We start from the raw sequence: 15,500 nt of genomic DNA, 5'->3' as shown, positions 1-15,500 counted from the left end.
AAATCCGGCCCGTGTCTGATGAGCAGCATATGCGTGCGGCCCTCGCGCTGGCGGCGCGCGGCCTGGGGAGCACCTGGCCCAATCCCTCCGTCGGCTGCGTCATCGTCCGGGATGGGCGGGTCGTGGGGCGCGGCCATACCCGGCCGGGCGGTCGCCCCCACGCCGAAACCGAGGCCATCCGCGCCGCGGCCGGGCAGACGCGGGGCGCCACCGCCTATGTCACGCTGGAGCCCTGCTGCCATTGGGGCCGCACGCCGCCCTGCACGGATGCGCTGATCGCCTCCGGCATCGCCCGCGTGGTGGTGGCGCTGCGCGATCCCGACCCGCGGGTGGACGGGGTGGGGCTGCAGCGGCTGCGGGACGCCGGCATCGAGGTCGAGGTCGGACTCCTTGAGGGAGAGGCCCGGCGCGTGAACGCGGGCTTCGTCAAGCGTCTCTCCCAGGGCCTGCCAATGGTGACGCTCAAGCTCGCCACCACGCTGGACGGCCGCATCGCGACCCGCTTGGGCGAGAGCCAGTGGATCACGGGGCCGGAGGCGCGGCGGCTGGCCCATGGCCTGCGCGGCGCGCACGACGCCGTCATGGCCGGTAGCGGCACCGTGCTGGCCGACGACCCCGAGCTGACCTGCCGCCTGCCGGGCTACGCCGCCCTGCCCACCGTGCGCGTGGTAGCCGATGCACGCCTGCGCACCCCGCTCGCCGCCCGGCTGTTCAACAGCGAGGCCCCCGCCTGGATCGCGACCGCGCCCGGCGGCGACCGCGCCGCCATGGCCGCGCTGGAGCAGCGGGGCGCCGAGTTGATCGACGTGCCCCCCGCGCCCGGCGGCGGGCTGGACCCGGCCGCCCTGCTGCGCGCCCTGGCCGCCAAGGGCATCACCCGGCTGATGGTGGAGGGCGGCGCCCGGCTCGGCGCCTCCCTGCTGCGGGCCGGGCTGGTGGACCGCCTGGCCTGGTTCACGGCGCCCGCGCTGATGGGCGGGGATGGCTGGTCAGGGCTCGATTCCCTCGGCGTGGAGCGCCTTGCGCAGATGCCGCGCCTGTCCGTGACGGCCCGTCGCCCTGCCGGTGACTGCTGGCTGGTCGAGGCCGACGTTATTCCAGCGACGCCCGCGCCGGACTGACCCGCGCCGCTTGCCCCTTGCCATCGGGCGCCCCCCACGCCATCCCCTGGTCCCGACCAGAGCCCTCCCTGGCGGGCCCCAGGCCCCCTCCCGATAGGACGGAACCGCTCCCGTGTTCACCGGCATCGTCACCGCCATCGGCACGATCCGACGCCTGACCCCGATCGGGGCGGGCCAGGACATGCGCGTCGCCATCGCCACGCCCCCGGGCTGGCTGGAGGGGGTGGCCATCGGCGCCTCCATCTGCTGCTCCGGCTGCTGCCTGACCGTCGTGACGCTGGCCGAGGACGTTTTCGAGGTGGAGATCTCCGCCGAGAGCCTTTCCCGCACGACGCTCGGCGCCTGGGCGGAGGGCACGCGGATCAACCTCGAGCGCTCCCTCCGCATGGGCGACGAGATGGGCGGGCACGTCGTCTCCGGCCATGTGGATGGCGTTGCCGATATCCTCTCGGTCACGCCGGAGAACGGCTCCCACCGCTGGCTCTTCCGCCTGCCGCCCGGCCTGGCGCGCTTCGTCGCGGAGAAGGGCAGCATCACCGTGGACGGCGTGTCGCTGACCGTGAACTCGGCCGAGGGCGACACCTTCGGGGTGAACCTCATCCCCCACACCACCGAGGTCACGGCGCTGGGCGCGCTGCGGCCGGGCGGGCGCGTGAACATCGAGATCGACATGCTGGCGCGCTACGTCGCCCGGCTCAGGCAATTCGAGGGCGCGCCCGCATGACCGTCCGGACCACCACCACCAGCTTCGCCGACTTCATCTCCCCCTCCGAGGAGCTGCTGGAGGAGGCGCGGCGCGGCCGCATGTTCATCCTGGTGGATGACGAGGACCGGGAGAACGAGGGCGACCTCGTGATCCCCGCCCAGTTCGCGACGCCCGACGCCATCAACTTCATGGCCCGCTTCGCCCGCGGCCTGATCTGCCTCGCGATGACCCGCCAGCGGGTGGAGCAGCTCGGCTTGCCGCTGATGGCGCAGAGCAACGGCACGCGCCACCAGACGAACTTCACCGTCTCCATCGAGGCGCGGGACGGCGTGACCACGGGCATCTCGGCGGCCGACCGGGCGCGCACGGTGGCGGTGGCGATCAACCCCGAGCTGAACCGCGAGCACATCGTCACCCCCGGCCACGTTTTCCCGCTCGTCGCGCGGGAAGGCGGCGTGCTGGTCCGCGCCGGCCATACCGAGGCCGCGGTGGATTTCGCGCGGCTCGCCGGCCTCAACCCCGCCGGCGTGATCTGCGAGATCATGAACGAGGACGGCACGATGGCCCGGATGCCGGACCTCGTCGCCTTTGCCCAGCACCACGGGCTGAAGCTCGGCACCATCGCCGACCTGATCGGCCACCGCCGCCGCACCGAGCGCCTGATCCGGCGGGTCGAGGAGGGCACGCTGGAGGATGCGCCGGGCGGGCCCTGGCGGATCGTCATCTACGCCAACAACCTCGAATACGGGGAGCACGTGGCGCTGGTGAAGGGCGATATCTCCCGCCCGGGCCCGGTGCCGGTGCGCATGCACGCGGTGAACCTTCTCTCCGACATCACCGGCCGGCACGGTCCCAAGGACCTGCACCACGCGATGGACGAGATCGCGCGGGAGGGCAGGGGCGTCGTCGTCCTCATCCGGGACGTGAAGCCGACCGCGCTGTCCGAGCGCGTGCGCGCGGGGCGGGAGAAGGTCTCGCCCGAGCTGCGCGACTACGGCATCGGCGCCCAGATCCTCGCCGACCTCGGGGTGCGCGAGATGATCCTTCTCTCCAACCACCCCCGCCCGATCGTCGGCCTCGAGGGCTACGGCATCACCCTGCACGACACCCGCCCGATCGGAGACGCCCCTTGAGCACCATCGACGCCCCGCTCCGCGCCCCCCCCGAGCTGGCGGGGCCGCCGCCGCGCGTGCTCGTGATCCAGGCGCCCTACTACGCCGATGTCGTCGGCGGCATGGTGGACGGGGCGATGGCGGTCCTCGCGGGCATCGGCGCCGAGGCCGAGGTGGTGGACGTGGCCGGGGCCTTCGAGCTTCCGGCGGCGCTCGCCATGGCGATCCAGGCGGGCGGGCATGACGGTTATCTCGTCTTCGGCTGCGTGGTGAAGGGCGAGACGGACCACTACGACCATATCTGCCGGGAGGCCTGCCGGGGCGTGATGGACATCTCCGTCGCCACGCGGGCGCCGATCGGCTTCGGTCTGCTCACGGTGCACAGCATCCAGCAGGCCATCGCCCGCTCCTCGCCGGATCGGCACAACAAGGGGGTGGAGGCGGCGAATGCCGTGATCGGCCAGATCGCCCTCGCCCGAAAGTTCACGGAGGTGGCCGAATGACCCAGGCCCCGAAGACCACTGCCCCCCGCCGCCCGCGCCCCAACCCCGGCCGGCCCCGCACCGGCGCTCGCGTGGCCGCCGTGCAGGCCCTGTTCCAGTCCGAGGCCGGCGGGGAAAGCGCGGAGACGGTGATCGACCAGTTCGTGCGGCACCGCATCGGCACCCTCGGGAGCGAGGACGGCTTCGAGGACGGGCGCGTGCCGCAGGCGGACGTGCCGCTGTTCAGCCGCATCGTCCGCGGCGCGGCCAAGGATTCCGAGACGATCGACGCCGCGATCTCCGCCCATCTCTCGGGCAACTGGACGCTGGAGCGGCTGGACCCGGTGCTGCGCGCCCTTCTCCGCGCGGCCGCCTCCGAGCTTTGGGCCGGCGCCAACGACACGCCGGCCAAGGTCGTGATCAACGAGTACATGGATATCGCCCACGGCTTCTTCGACGCCGAGGAGCCGCGCTTCGCCAATGGCGTGCTCGACGCGCTCGCCCGTCAGATGCGCGGGGGCGAGTTCCAGCCGCGCGCCTGACGCCTCCCGTGGCCCTTCCTCCCGAGTTCGCGCTCATCGCGCGGCACTTCCGGCCGCTCGCGGGGGAGGGGGCGCTGGACCTGTCGGACGACGCCGCCCTCCTCTCGCCTCCGCCCGGCCGGCAGCTCGTTCTCGCGGCCGACGCGATGGTGGAGGGCGTGCACTACCTGCCCGATGACCCGCCGGAGACGATCGGTCGGAAGCTGCTGCGGGTGAACCTCTCCGATCTCGCGGCCATGGGGGCGGAGCCGCTCGCCTATCTCATGACCACGGCCCTGCCGCGCGGCACCTCCGCCGAGTGGCTGGAGGGGTTTGCCGCCGGGCTGGCGCAGGACCAGCGGGATTTCGGCCTTCAGGTGCTCGGCGGGGATACCGTTTCCATTCCCGGGCCTGCCTGCCTGTCGCTCACCATTATCGGCACCGTTCCGCCCGGGGAGGCGCTGCGCCGGGCTGGGGCACGGCCGGCGGATGACCTCTGGGTTTCCGGCACGATCGGCGACGGCGCTCTCGGCCTCGCGGTGCTCCAGGGGCGGCTCCCGGCCGATCCGCACCTCGCCCGCCGCTACCGGCTGCCGGAACCGCGCCTCGCCCTGGGCACCGCGCTGCGCGGTGTGGCGCGGGCAGCGATGGACGTGTCGGACGGGCTGGTGCAGGACCTCGGGCATCTCTGCCGGGCTGGCAAGGTCGGGGCCGTGCTGGAGCTGGCGGCCCTGCCGCTCTCGCCCTCGGCCGCGGCGGTGGTGGAGGGGGATCCCTCCTGGCTCCCCCGCCTGGCCACCGGGGGTGACGACTACGAGCTGCTTTTCGCTGCCGCCCCCGAGGATGCGGCGCGCGTCCGCGAGGCGTCCCGCGCCGCCGGCACGTCCGTTACGCGGATCGGACGCTTCACGGACGGAGCGGCGGAGGTCACGCTGCTTGGCCGCGACGGAGGGACCCTTACCCCCGCGCAGGGGGGATGGAGCCACTTCTGATGTCAGCGACCACCATGGACCTTCCCGCCCAGACGGCCATGCGCCGCAACGTCCGGCTCCTTTTCATCTGCCAGGCGCTGATGAACTCCGCGGTCGTCGGCCAGGCCACCATGGGCGCGCTGATCGGCTACAGCCTGGCCGAGAACAAGGCGCTCGCGACCCTGCCCATGGCCCTGCAAATGCTGGCGACCATGACGGCCTCCATCCCCGCCGGCATGGTCTTCGCCCGGCTCGGGCGGCGGCCCGGCTTCATCCTGGGGGCGGCGGGCAGCCTTCTCGGCAGCCTCGTCTTCGCCTTCGGGGTCTGGCAGGCGAGCTTCCCGCTCTACTGCCTCGGCGCCATCCCGGCGGGCATGGGCTTCGGCATCGCCCAGCACTACCGCTTCGCGGCGGCCGAGGTGGCCTCCCCGGACTACCGGCCGCGCGCGATCTCCCTCGTCATGGCCGGCGGCGTGATCGCGGCGGCTCTCGGGCCGGAGCTGGTGAAGCACACGCGAGACCTCTTCGCTCCCGCGCTCTTCCTCGGCACCTACCTCATCCTCGCGCTCATGCCGCTCGCCTGCATGGCGCTGCTGACGCAGATCGCCCTGCCGCCGGCACCGCCGCGGGCGACGGTCGCCACGCCGGTGATGGAGATCGTCGCTCGGCCGGCGTTCCTGACGGCGGCGCTGACGGGGGCGGTGGCCTACGGCACGATGAACCTGCTGATGACCTCGACGCCGCTCGAGATGATGCTCTGCGGCTTCGGCATCTCGGCCAGCGCCACCGTGATCCAGGCGCACGCGATCTCGATGTACGCGCCGGGCTTTGTCACGGGGCGGCTGATCGCGCGCTTCGGCACGCGCCCGGTGATCGTGGCGGGCGTGGTGCTGAACGCGATCTGCGTGTGCCTGGCGCTGCTGGGGAAGGACTTCATGCACTTCACCCTCGCGCTCGCGGCGCTCGGGGTGGGCTGGAACTTCATGTTCACGGGAGCGACGACCCTGCTGGCCGAGGCCCATACCCCCGCCGAGCGCGTGCGGGCGCAGACGGCCAATGACTTCATCGTCTTCGGCACCGTGGCCTGCACCGCCTTCGGCTCCGGCCTGCTTCACGCCGCCAGCGGGTGGAACCTGCTGAACATCCTCATCCTGCCGGCGCTTGGGCTGGCGCTGATCCGGATCATGCGGCGGCCGGTGCGGTTCGCAGCCTGAGGCGGAGGGGGCTTGGCGCGGGCCGCTGGACGACCTGCGGGCCGCGCCCGCAGGACTAGCGCGGCGGCGCGCCGGAGCCGGCGTTGGCGCCGGGGACTGTTTCCTGCGTCGTCGTCGGCCCGAAGCGGCCGATATTGCCGAAGAGCGCCTGGAGCAGCGAGCGGTCGTTGCCCGGGACCGGCGTGGTGCGCTCGACCACGGAGACGTTCCGCATCTGGTCCTCGCCCTTCTGGACGATACCTTCGACGATGCCCTGGTCGTTGAAGCGGACGACCACGACGCGCTGGTTCTCGATCGCGGGCACCCGGGCCGGGCGCGTGTGGCTCATCGCGCTGATGTAGTACCACTCGCGGTCGTCGAAGGTGGAGGTGGCGCTGGGCGAGCCGAGCACGGCCGTCACGTCCGCCTTGCTGGAAACGCCGGGGGTGAGCTGCTGCAGAAGCTCCGCGTCCGCGCGGTTGCCGCGAAGCTGCTCCGGCGCGGAGAAGACGCCGCAGCCGGCGAGCGGCGCGGCGGCCAGCGCGGCGGAGAGGGCAAGCGCCGTGCGCCAGCCAGCCGACCCGGATCGCTGCGGCGGGGTCGCGCGGAATGGGCAGGGCGGATTGACGGGGCGGGGAGGGAGGGCCATCTCGCCGGTTCGATTGCCACCGCCCTGCCGCCCGGTCAACAGAGCGGCTTTGCCGGCGCGCCCGAGAGGGCCGACGGATGGAACCGCGAGAAACCCCATGGCCCTGTTCGGCCTCTTCCGGCGCCGCCCGCATGAGCGGGCCGGCTTCACCCTCTACACGGCAGCCGTCGAGGCCGCGCGCGACCCGGCCCTCTTCGGGGAGGACGCCGTGCCCGACACCCTGGAAGGACGCTTCGACCTCGTCGCGCTCCATGCCGCCCTCCTGGTGCGCCGCCTGCACCGCGACCCCGACCCGCGCGGCCCCGCGCTCGCCCAGGCGGTGTTCGACGCGATGTTCGCGGACATGGACCTCAACCTCCGGGAGATGGGGGTGGGCGACATGTCCATCGGCAAGCGCGTGCGGCGCATGTGGGAGGCCTTCCACGGCCGGGCCCTGGCCTATGAGAGCGCGCTGGCCGCAAGCGATCTTCCCGCGCTGGAAGCGGCGCTGAGCCGGAACGTTTGGCCCGATGGCGCGCCCGAGGGGGCGGCCGGGCGGCTGGCGGCGCGTGCCGCGGCACTGGATGGCGCCCTGGCCGCGCAGCCCTTCGAGGGATTCGTGCAGGGTCGCGTGGAGTGGGGGGTGCCGGCATGACCCGCGAGATGTTCCGCCCTCTCCGCGCCGCCGCCGTCGGCCCCGAGGGCCGTCACGAGCGGCTGGAGGCGACGCCGGAGGAGCGCGCGGCGCTGGTCGGGCGGCTCGGGCTGCTCGGGCTGGATTCGCTGACCGCCGAGATCGATCTCCAACCCGCGCCGGGCGGCGCGATCCGCGGCCGGGGCACGCTGCGTGCCGCGGTGGTGCAGGAATGCGTCGTCACGCTGGAGCCCGTGCCGCAGACGGTGGAGGCGCCCCTCGACTGGCGCCTGCTGCCGCCGGGCGAGGAACCCTCCGACGAGCTGGATGACGGGCCCGACGAGATCGAGGTGGAGGCCGATGGCTCCTACGACCTCGGCGAGGCCCTCGTGCAGGACCTCTCGCTCTCGCTGGATCCCTATCCGCGGGCGCCCGGCGCAGAGCTGCCATCCGAGGCCGCGGACCGAAAGCCCTCGCCCTTCGACGCGCTTCGTGCTTTACGCAGCATCCCGAAGCCTGGCTGACCGCCGGGCCGACTTGCTTGGGCTTTCCTTGGACTTGCTCCCGGGGGGGCCGGGTGGTATGGCGCGCGCCTCCCGAGAATCCCGTCCCTTCGCGCGACGTGTAGCATCATAGAAAGGCCCGGCACCGATGGCCGTTCCGAAGAGAAAAGTGTCGCCCTCCCGCCGCGGCATGCGTCGCAGCCATGAGGCCCTCCCGCGGGAGGCGCATGCCGACTGCCCGAACTGCGGTGAGCTGCGCCGTCCGCACAACGTCTGCGTCTCCTGCGGCTTCTACGACGGCCGCGAGGTCGTTGCGGCCGGCAAGGCCCTGAAGGGCGCCGTCCGCGCCTGATCCGGCGCGCGCAGCGGCCTTTGCCCTCCCCTCTGCGATCGTAAGGAGCGCCGGAAGTGGCTGCATCCGGGGCCCCCGCGGCCGGCGCACCCGCTTCGGGCGCCCGCATTCGGGGCACGTCCGGCCCCGGGGCGGTCGCGTCCGGCGCCTCCTCCTCGAGCGGTGTCCAGGCGGAGCGCTACTCGCTCGCCATCGATGCCATGGGGGGCGACCACGCGCCCGATGTCGTGCTCGATGGGCTCGAGCGGGCGGCGGACCGGCACCGCGCCGTCCGCTTCCTGCTGGTGGGCGATGAGGCGCGGCTGCGGGCGGGGCTTTCCACCCGTCCGAAGGCCGCGGCCATCTGCACCGTCCGGCACGCGCCCGACGTGATTTCCGGCGACATGAAGCCCACCGCGGCGCTGCGCCTGCGGCGGGCCTCCATGCGCATGGCGATCGATGCCGTGGCGGCGGGGGAGGCGGAGGGTGTTATCTCCGCCGGCAATACCGGCGCGCTGATGGCGCTGGCCAAGATCGTGCTCCGTACCATGCCCGAGATCGACCGGCCGGCGCTGGCGGCCATCGGCCCCTCGGCGCGGGGCGACGTGGTCTTGCTCGATCTCGGGGCGAACATCACCTACGAGGTGCGCAACCTCGTGGAGTTCGCGGTGATGGGCGATGCCTTCGCCCGCGCCGTGCTCGGCCTGACCGCGCCCACCATCGGCCTGTTGAACGTGGGTTCGGAGGAGCTGAAGGGCGACGAGCGCATCCGCCAGGCGGCGGAGATCCTGCGCGAGAGCCATATCGGCGCCGGCTTCCACGGCTTCGTGGAAGGGCACGACATCACAGCGGGCACGGTGGACGTGGTGGTAACGGACGGCTTCACGGGCAACGTGGCGCTTAAAACGGGGGAGGGGGCACTGAAGCTGGTCGGCACGCTGCTGCGCCAGGTCTTTAACTCCTCGATTCCCGCGCGGCTCGGCTACCTGCTGGCCCGTCCGGCGCTGGACCGGCTGCGCGAATGGATGGACCCGCGGCGCTACAACGGCGCCGTGCTGATCGGACTGAACGGCGTGGTGGTGAAGAGCCATGGCGGCACCGACGCGCTCGGTTTCGCCCACGCCCTGGACGTGGCGATGGACATGGTGACGCACGGCTTCAACGAGCGCATCCGCACCGGCGTCGCGCTGCTCGGCCAGCGGGCGGCGGGCGGCGGCGAAGGGCTGGACCCCGCCCCGCAGGCCGTGGCGCGCTGATGACCCGATCAGTAATCGTCGGCACCGGCGGCTATCTGCCGGCGCGCAGCCTGACGAATGACGAGCTGGCCGCGGCCTTCAACCTCGACACCTCCGACGCCTGGATCACCGAGCGCACGGGCATTCGCCGCCGCCATCTTGCTGCGCCCGGCGAATCGACGGCCGACATGGGTGCCGCCGCCTGCCGCGAGGCACTCGCCCAGGCCGGTGCCGATGCCTTCGAGGTGGATGCGGTCATCCTGGCGACGGCCACGCCCGATTCGGCCTTTCCCTCCACCGCGGCGCGGGTGCAGGAGAAGCTTGGCATCCACCAGGGCTTCGCCTTCGATATCTCGGCGGCCTGCACCGGCTTCATCTACGCGGTGGGCGTGGCCGACTCGATGCTGCGCACCGGCGCCTGCCGCAGCGCCCTCGTGGTGGGGGCGGAGGCTTTCACCCGAATCCTCGACTGGACCGACCGCGGCACCTGCGTCCTGTTCGGGGATGGGGCGGGGGCGGTGCTGATGCGAGCTTCGGAGGATGCTGGCGATCGCGGCGTCCTCTCCACCCACCTGCACTCGGACGGACGGCACGGCGACATCCTGCAGGTGGAGGGCGGGATGGTCCGCATGGCCGGGCGGGAGGTCTTCCGCCACGCCGTCTCGAAGCTTGCCTCCGCTGTGGACGAGGCCCTGGCCGCAAACAGCCTCGGCAAGGCCGACGTGCAGTGGCTGGTGCCGCATCAGGCAAATCTGCGGATCATCGACGCGATGGGCCGCAAGCTCGGCCTTCCCTCGGAGCGGGTGGTGGTGACGGTGGACCGCCACGCGAACACCTCCGCCGCCTCGATTCCCCTCGCGCTGGCCGAGGCCACGCGCGACGGGCGGATCCGGCCGGGCGACCTGGTGCTGATGGAAGCGATTGGCGGCGGGCTCACCTGGGGCGCTGCGCTGACGCGCTTCTGAGGCCTGCGCCAACCCTCGGCAGCCTTCCGACTCACCACGGCATTTCGGCAACACTGCGTGCGAGAGTCCACACTTTTGTTCCGCCTCGATTGACGGGGCCCCGCCCCAGCGGTCCAATCCCTCAGCCCGGCAAGACGGGGCGAGAGGGGGTATGGACACGTGAACACCATCACCCGCGCGCAGTTGGCCGAGGCAATCTACATGCAGGTCGGACTCTCAAGAAATGAGAGTGCGGCGCTCCTGGAAGATGTGCTCAACCGGCTGTCCGCGACGTTGGAATCGGGCGAGCCCGTGAAGCTTTCGGCATTCGGCACCTTCTCCGTGCGGCAGAAGGCCCAGCGGATCGGACGGAATCCGAAGACGGGCGTGGAGGTGCCGATCACCCCGCGCCGCGTTCTATCCTTCCGCGCCAGCCAGGTGCTGAAGGCTCGCATCAACGGCGAAACCCCGCCGCGGGGCGAGGATTGAGCAGAGGTGCGATGAGCGGCATGAGCGTGCTTGGCGGCATTACCCCCGCCGCTCCGCGGGGTGTCAGCGAGGGCGGCATGGGCGACGGGTCCGGCGCGGAGTCACCGGCGCGTGCGCGCAAGTCGCCAACCGCCTTCCGCACCATCAGCGAGGTGGCGGAGGACCTGCACATCCCGCAGCACGTCCTGCGCTTCTGGGAGACGAAGTTCCCGCAGCTGAAGCCGCTGAAGCGCGGTGGCGGCCGCCGCTACTACCGGCCGGAGGACATCAGCCTTCTCCGCCGCATCGGCGACCTGCTCTACACCCAGGGCTATACGATCAAGGGTGTCCAGCGCCTGCTGCGCGAGGGCGGGCTGGAGGGCGTGGAGGCCGCGGCCGGCGCCGAGGACCTCTCCGGGGAAGCCGGCTATGCCGCCGAGGGCCTGGAGGTGCCGGAGGGCGGCGAGTTGCGCGCCTGCCTCGACGAGCTGGAGGCCATCGCGCGCGACCTCCGGGCGCTGGGCGGCCGCTGAGCGCGGACCGCGCCGCAAGGAAACGGTCCGGGCGGGGTTGAGGGCCGGGCGGGCGGGTGCTAGACCCCGCCGCATCGGAGCGTGGCGCAGCCTGGTAGCGCACTTGTCTGGGGGACAAGGGGTCGTGGGTTCAAATCCCGCCGCTCCGACCACTATCTCACCGCCCTTCCCAGCGCGGTGCCGGCAGGGGCCGGATCCGTTGCGGGGCCGGTTTTTGCGGCCCCTCGTTGCCCTTTGCGGGCGCGCCCCACCCTAACTTGATTGGTCTCCTGAGGACGCCGGCTGTTACCAGGGCCAGCCTTGGCCGAAGGGACGACCGTTGCCTCATCGACTTCGCTTCCCCCTGAACCTTCGCGCGGCGCGTGCCGAGGGCAGGCCCGCTATCCGCGCCGCCTCCGCTATCGCCACCGTGCTGCTGCTGCTGCCCGCTCTCGCCAGGGCGGACCGGCCGGCCGGTCCGCCGCCCTCGAACGGTGATCTCTGCCTGCCTGCCATCGCCGCCGCGGAGCGCGCCAACAACCTGCCGCAGCACCTGCTGCGCAGCATCGCCTATGTGGAGAGCGGGCGGGTGGACCCGGCGACCGGCCGCGCGGTGCCCTGGCCCTGGGCGATCAATGTCGGCGGCACCGGCTATTTCTACGAGAGCAAGGAGCAGGCGATCACCGCCGTGCAGGGCTTCCAGGCGCGCGGCATCCGCTCGATCGATGTCGGCTGCGCGCAGATCAACCTCATGCACCACGCGGCGGCCTTCGCCTCGCTCGACAGCGCCTTCGACCCGCAGACGAACACGGCCTATGCCGCGCGCTTCCTGACGGACCTGCGCCGCGCGACGGGAAGCTGGCCGATGGCGGCAGCCGGCTACCATTCCCGCACCGGAGATATCGGCGTCGCCTATGCGCGCAAGGTGATGGAGATCTGGCCGGGCTCTGCGCGCTACGGCTCGCTGCCCAGCCCGGCCTTGCAGACGAGCGCGCTCGGCAGCGCGCTGCGGGGCGGGATCGGCGCCACCAACACGGTGCCGGGCCTGAACATGGACTACAGCGTCTACACGCCCGAATTCGCCGCCGCCGTGCGCCGGATGGACCAGGACCGCGCGGGTGCGCCGGGGGCGGGGCAGGCGGCTAAGCAGGGCCGGGCCTCCGCGCAGCGCCGCAGTTCGAGGCAGGCGCCGATGGCGGCGAACGGGCTTCCAGGCCGGACGGCGCGCCAGGAGGTCGGCGAAGCGCCGGGCTGACCCGCCCGCCAGGGCCGTTCCGCTAAGCGCTTGCGCCGAATCGTTGGCGCGGTCATGCTTTCCTAGGCCGCAACAGACGGCGAACGAGGAGGGGAAGGCCGGGTGCAGGACTACATCCTGGAGACGGAAGGGCTGACCAAGGAGTTCCGCGGTTTCGTCGCGGTCTCCGATGTTTCCCTGCGCATCCGGCGCGGCACCATCCACGGGCTGATCGGCCCGAACGGCGCCGGCAAGACGACCTGCTTCAATCTCCTGACGAAGTTTCTCCAGCCCAGTCGCGGCACCATCCGTTACGACGGGCGGGAGATCACGCGGATGAAGCCGGCGGAGGTCGCGCGGCTCGGCCTCGTGCGCTCCTTCCAGATCTCGGCGGTCTTCCCGCATCTCACCGTTCTCGAGAACGTGCGGGTGGCGTTGCAGCGCCAGCGCGGCGGCTCCTTCGATTTCTGGCGGAGCGACGCCGTGCTGCGCCGCTACGACGACCGCGCGCGCGAGCTGCTGGCCGATGTGGGCCTGACAACCTACGCCGAGGCCCCCGCGGGCACGCTGCCCTATGGCCGCAAGCGGGCGCTGGAGATCGCGACGACCCTCGCACTCGACCCCACGCTGATGCTGCTGGACGAGCCGACGGCCGGCATGACGCATGAGGACGTGGACCGGATCGTGGCGCTGGTGCGCCGCGTCGCCCAGGGGCGGACGGTGCTGATGGTGGAGCACAACCTGAAGGTGGTGGAGGGGCTCTGCGACGCCATCACCGTGCTGACGCGCGGGCGCGTGCTGGCGGAGGGGCCTTACGCGCAGGTCTCGCGCAACCCCGAGGTGATCGCCGCCTATCTCGGCACCGATCCCGGCATCTCCGGCGCCGCGGAGGCCGCCCATGCCTGACGCGCTGCCGCCCACCAAGACCGACACGCTGCTGGCGATCCGCGACCTGCAGGCCTGGTACGGCGAGAGCCACGTGCTGCACGGCGTCTCCATCGACATCCGGCCCGGAGAGGTCGTCACGCTGCTCGGCCGCAACGGCGCGGGCAAGACGAGCACGCTGCGGGCCATCATGGGGCTGACCGGCCGCCGCACGGGCTCGGTCATGTTCGAGGGGCGCGAGACCATCCGGATGAGTCCGGACGCGATCGGGCGCGCGGGCATCGGCTACTGCCCGGAGGAGCGCGGGATCTTTGCGAGCCTCAACGTCACCGAGAACCTGATGCTGCCGCCCAAGGTGCGCGACGGCGGGCTGGACGTGCCGACCATCCACCAGCTCTTCCCGAACCTGAAGGAGAGGGCGAACAGCCCTGGCACGAAGCTCTCGGGCGGCGAGCAGCAGATGCTGGCCATCGCCCGCATCCTCCGCACCGGCGCGCCGCTGCTCCTGCTGGACGAGCCCACGGAGGGTCTGGCCCCCGTCATCGTGCAGCAGATCGGCGCCATGATCCGCGAGATCAAGCAGCGCGGCTTCACCGTGCTGCTGGTGGAGCAGAACTTCCGCTTCGCCCAGACCGTCGCCGACCGTCACTATGTGATGGAGCACGGGCGCGTGGTGGACGCGGTGGCGAACCACGAGATGGCGAGCAGCCTGGACCGGCTGCACGCCTATCTCGGCGTCTAGAAACCAAGAACAGAGACCGGGAGACAGAAGAGAATGACCCTCGACCGCCGCGCCATCCTGGGTGGTGCCGCAGCCCTGCCTATCCTCGGCGCGATGCCCTTCCGCAGCGCCCGCGCCCAGGCGAACAACACGGTCAAGATCGGCGTGCTGACCGACATGTCCGGCACCTATCGCGACGGCTGCGGCCCGGGTTCCGTCACCTGTGTGCGGCAGGCGGTGCAGGACAGCGGCGTGACCGGCCGCGGCATCAATGTCGAGGTGCTGCAGGGCGACCACCAGAACAAGCCCGACCTCGCCTCCACCATCGCCCGGCAGTGGATCGACCGGGACGGCGTGAACGTCATCATCGACGTCGCCACCTCCTCCTGCGCGCTCGCCGTCCACGGCGTCGTGCGGGAGAAGAACAGCATCATGCTGAACTCCACGGGCGCGACGGCGGACCTCACGGGCTCGGCCTGCAACCCGAACACCATCCACTGGACCTACGACACCTGGATGCTGGCGAACTCGACCGGCGGTGCCATGGTGAAGGCGGGCGGGGATACCTGGTTCTTCATCACGGCGGACTACGCCTTCGGCCACGCGCTGGAGCGCGACACGACGGGGCTGATCGGCAAGCAGGGCGGGCGCGTGCTCGGCTCCGTGAAGCACCCCTTCCCAGGCACCACCGACTTCTCCTCCTTCCTCCTGCAGGCGCAGCAGTCGCGCGCAAAGGTGGTGGGGCTGGCGAATGCGGGCGTGGACACGATCAACTGCGTGAAGCAGGCGGCGGAGTTCGGGCTGACGCGGCGCCAGAAGCTGGCGGTGCTGCTGATGATCGCGAGCGATGTGCACAGCCTTGGGCTGCAGACCGCCCAGGGCCTCTCGCTCTCCGAGACCTATTACTGGGACCTGAACGACCGCACCCGGCGCCTGGCCAACAAGGTGAAGGGCGACATGGGCGGCGCCATGCCGACCATGTGGCAGGCCGGCTGCTACAGCGCCGCGCTGCACTACCTGAAGGCCGTGGCCGACATGGGCGTGGAGAAGGCGAAGGCCAGCGGCGCCGAGACGGTGGTGCGGATGAAGGCGATGCCGACCGAGGACGACGCCTTCGGTGCCGGCTCCATCCGCCAGGACGGGCGCAAGCTCCATCCCTCCTACCTCTTCGAGGTCAAGACGCCGGCCGAGAGCAAGGGGCCCTGGGACTACTACAAGCTCGTCCGCACCGTCCCGGTTGAGGAGGCCTTCCGGCCGATGTCCGAGGGCGGCTGCTCGCTCGTTCGTACCTGACCACCG

The 15,500-nt window shown here is 71.8% G+C and carries 19 protein-coding genes and 1 tRNA gene; 19 read left to right on the top strand and 1 reads right to left on the bottom strand.

Annotated elements, in window-relative coordinates:
- Nucleotides 1–11 precede the first annotated feature (11 nt).
- From ribD to BO39_RS06010, 7 genes are all read left to right on the top strand, one after another.
- On the top strand, nucleotides 12–1,121 hold the full coding sequence (gene ribD, locus BO39_RS06040) for a bifunctional diaminohydroxyphosphoribosylaminopyrimidine deaminase/5-amino-6-(5-phosphoribosylamino)uracil reductase RibD (RefSeq protein ID WP_052401647.1): 1,110 nt from the start codon (nucleotides 12–14) through the stop codon (nucleotides 1,119–1,121).
- A 112-nt stretch (nucleotides 1,122–1,233) separates the two neighbouring features.
- The gene (locus BO39_RS06035) at nucleotides 1,234–1,845 is read left to right on the top strand and encodes a riboflavin synthase (protein WP_043831096.1); all 612 of its coding nucleotides are present in this window, start codon (nucleotides 1,234–1,236) and stop codon (nucleotides 1,843–1,845) included.
- Nucleotides 1,842–2,960 (top strand): 3,4-dihydroxy-2-butanone-4-phosphate synthase, encoded by a 1,119-nt coding sequence (ribB, locus tag BO39_RS06030; RefSeq protein WP_043831093.1) that lies wholly within the window; start codon nucleotides 1,842–1,844, stop codon nucleotides 2,958–2,960. Before BO39_RS06035 ends, ribB begins: the two co-directional genes overlap by 4 nt.
- Nucleotides 2,957–3,442 carry a 6,7-dimethyl-8-ribityllumazine synthase gene (ribH, locus tag BO39_RS06025; RefSeq protein WP_043831091.1) on the top strand — a complete coding sequence of 162 codons (486 nt, stop codon included), beginning with the start codon at nucleotides 2,957–2,959 and terminating at the stop codon, nucleotides 3,440–3,442. Before ribB ends, ribH begins: the two co-directional genes overlap by 4 nt.
- Nucleotides 3,439–3,963: a transcription antitermination factor NusB gene (nusB, locus tag BO39_RS06020; protein ID WP_043831089.1), complete on the top strand. Its 525-nt coding sequence runs from the start codon at nucleotides 3,439–3,441 to the stop codon at nucleotides 3,961–3,963. The genes ribH and nusB overlap by 4 nt, the downstream gene beginning before the upstream one ends.
- Before the next feature lie 8 nt (nucleotides 3,964–3,971).
- Nucleotides 3,972–4,934 carry a thiamine-phosphate kinase gene (thiL, locus tag BO39_RS06015; RefSeq protein WP_084697890.1) on the top strand — a complete coding sequence of 321 codons (963 nt, stop codon included), beginning with the start codon at nucleotides 3,972–3,974 and terminating at the stop codon, nucleotides 4,932–4,934.
- Nucleotides 4,934–6,127: an MFS transporter gene (locus tag BO39_RS06010; RefSeq protein WP_043831087.1), complete on the top strand. Its 1,194-nt coding sequence runs from the start codon at nucleotides 4,934–4,936 to the stop codon at nucleotides 6,125–6,127. The genes thiL and BO39_RS06010 overlap by 1 nt, the downstream gene beginning before the upstream one ends.
- A gap of 55 nt (nucleotides 6,128–6,182) precedes the next feature.
- Here BO39_RS06010 and BO39_RS06005 read toward each other — a convergent pair whose 3' ends face one another.
- Nucleotides 6,183–6,755, bottom strand: a complete 573-nt coding sequence (locus BO39_RS06005; protein ID WP_084697910.1) for an outer membrane protein assembly factor BamE — start codon at nucleotides 6,753–6,755, stop codon at nucleotides 6,183–6,185.
- Nucleotides 6,756–6,852: 97 nt separating this feature from the next.
- Between BO39_RS06005 and BO39_RS06000 the strand changes: the two genes are divergently transcribed.
- From BO39_RS06000 to BO39_RS05945, 12 genes are all read left to right on the top strand, one after another.
- Nucleotides 6,853–7,389, top strand: coding sequence for a ubiquinol-cytochrome C chaperone family protein (locus BO39_RS06000; RefSeq protein ID WP_043831085.1), 537 nt, complete (start codon nucleotides 6,853–6,855; stop codon nucleotides 7,387–7,389).
- Complete coding sequence (locus BO39_RS05995) at nucleotides 7,386–7,892, top strand: YceD family protein (RefSeq protein WP_052401717.1); 507 nt, start codon at nucleotides 7,386–7,388, stop codon at nucleotides 7,890–7,892. Before BO39_RS06000 ends, BO39_RS05995 begins: the two co-directional genes overlap by 4 nt.
- Before the next feature lie 127 nt (nucleotides 7,893–8,019).
- Entirely contained in the window at nucleotides 8,020–8,223 is a 204-nt protein-coding gene (rpmF, locus tag BO39_RS05990; RefSeq protein WP_043831083.1) for a 50S ribosomal protein L32, read from the top strand.
- Nucleotides 8,224–8,423: 200 nt separating this feature from the next.
- On the top strand, nucleotides 8,424–9,458 hold the full coding sequence (gene plsX, locus BO39_RS05985) for a phosphate acyltransferase PlsX (RefSeq protein ID WP_052401716.1): 1,035 nt from the start codon (nucleotides 8,424–8,426) through the stop codon (nucleotides 9,456–9,458).
- The gene (locus BO39_RS05980) at nucleotides 9,458–10,402 is read left to right on the top strand and encodes a beta-ketoacyl-ACP synthase III (RefSeq protein WP_043831081.1); all 945 of its coding nucleotides are present in this window, start codon (nucleotides 9,458–9,460) and stop codon (nucleotides 10,400–10,402) included. The genes plsX and BO39_RS05980 overlap by 1 nt, the downstream gene beginning before the upstream one ends.
- Before the next feature lie 159 nt (nucleotides 10,403–10,561).
- Complete coding sequence (locus BO39_RS05975; RefSeq protein ID WP_043831079.1) at nucleotides 10,562–10,870, top strand: integration host factor subunit alpha; 309 nt, start codon at nucleotides 10,562–10,564, stop codon at nucleotides 10,868–10,870.
- Nucleotides 10,871–10,881: 11 nt separating this feature from the next.
- Nucleotides 10,882–11,382: a MerR family transcriptional regulator gene (locus BO39_RS05970; protein ID WP_084697889.1), complete on the top strand. Its 501-nt coding sequence runs from the start codon at nucleotides 10,882–10,884 to the stop codon at nucleotides 11,380–11,382.
- 75 nt (nucleotides 11,383–11,457) lie between these two features.
- Nucleotides 11,458–11,534 (top strand) — tRNA-Pro (locus BO39_RS05965).
- A 167-nt stretch (nucleotides 11,535–11,701) separates the two neighbouring features.
- Nucleotides 11,702–12,616, top strand: coding sequence for a transglycosylase SLT domain-containing protein (locus BO39_RS29685; protein WP_052401645.1), 915 nt, complete (start codon nucleotides 11,702–11,704; stop codon nucleotides 12,614–12,616).
- Between the two features lie 102 nt (nucleotides 12,617–12,718).
- Nucleotides 12,719–13,501: an ABC transporter ATP-binding protein gene (locus BO39_RS05955; RefSeq protein ID WP_043831077.1), complete on the top strand. Its 783-nt coding sequence runs from the start codon at nucleotides 12,719–12,721 to the stop codon at nucleotides 13,499–13,501.
- The gene (locus tag BO39_RS05950) at nucleotides 13,494–14,222 is read left to right on the top strand and encodes an ABC transporter ATP-binding protein (protein ID WP_043831074.1); all 729 of its coding nucleotides are present in this window, start codon (nucleotides 13,494–13,496) and stop codon (nucleotides 14,220–14,222) included. Before BO39_RS05955 ends, BO39_RS05950 begins: the two co-directional genes overlap by 8 nt.
- 33 nt (nucleotides 14,223–14,255) lie before the next feature.
- Nucleotides 14,256–15,494, top strand: a complete 1,239-nt coding sequence (locus BO39_RS05945) for an ABC transporter substrate-binding protein (RefSeq protein WP_043831072.1) — start codon at nucleotides 14,256–14,258, stop codon at nucleotides 15,492–15,494.
- Nucleotides 15,495–15,500: the final 6 nt, after the last annotated feature.

This window comes from Roseomonas aerilata DSM 19363, assembly GCF_000711725.1.
GTDB classification, from domain to species: domain Bacteria; phylum Pseudomonadota; class Alphaproteobacteria; order Acetobacterales; family Acetobacteraceae; genus Roseomonas; species Roseomonas aerilata.
Note: the sequence above shows the minus strand (reverse complement) of the source record. Positions and strands in the feature narration are given on the sequence as shown.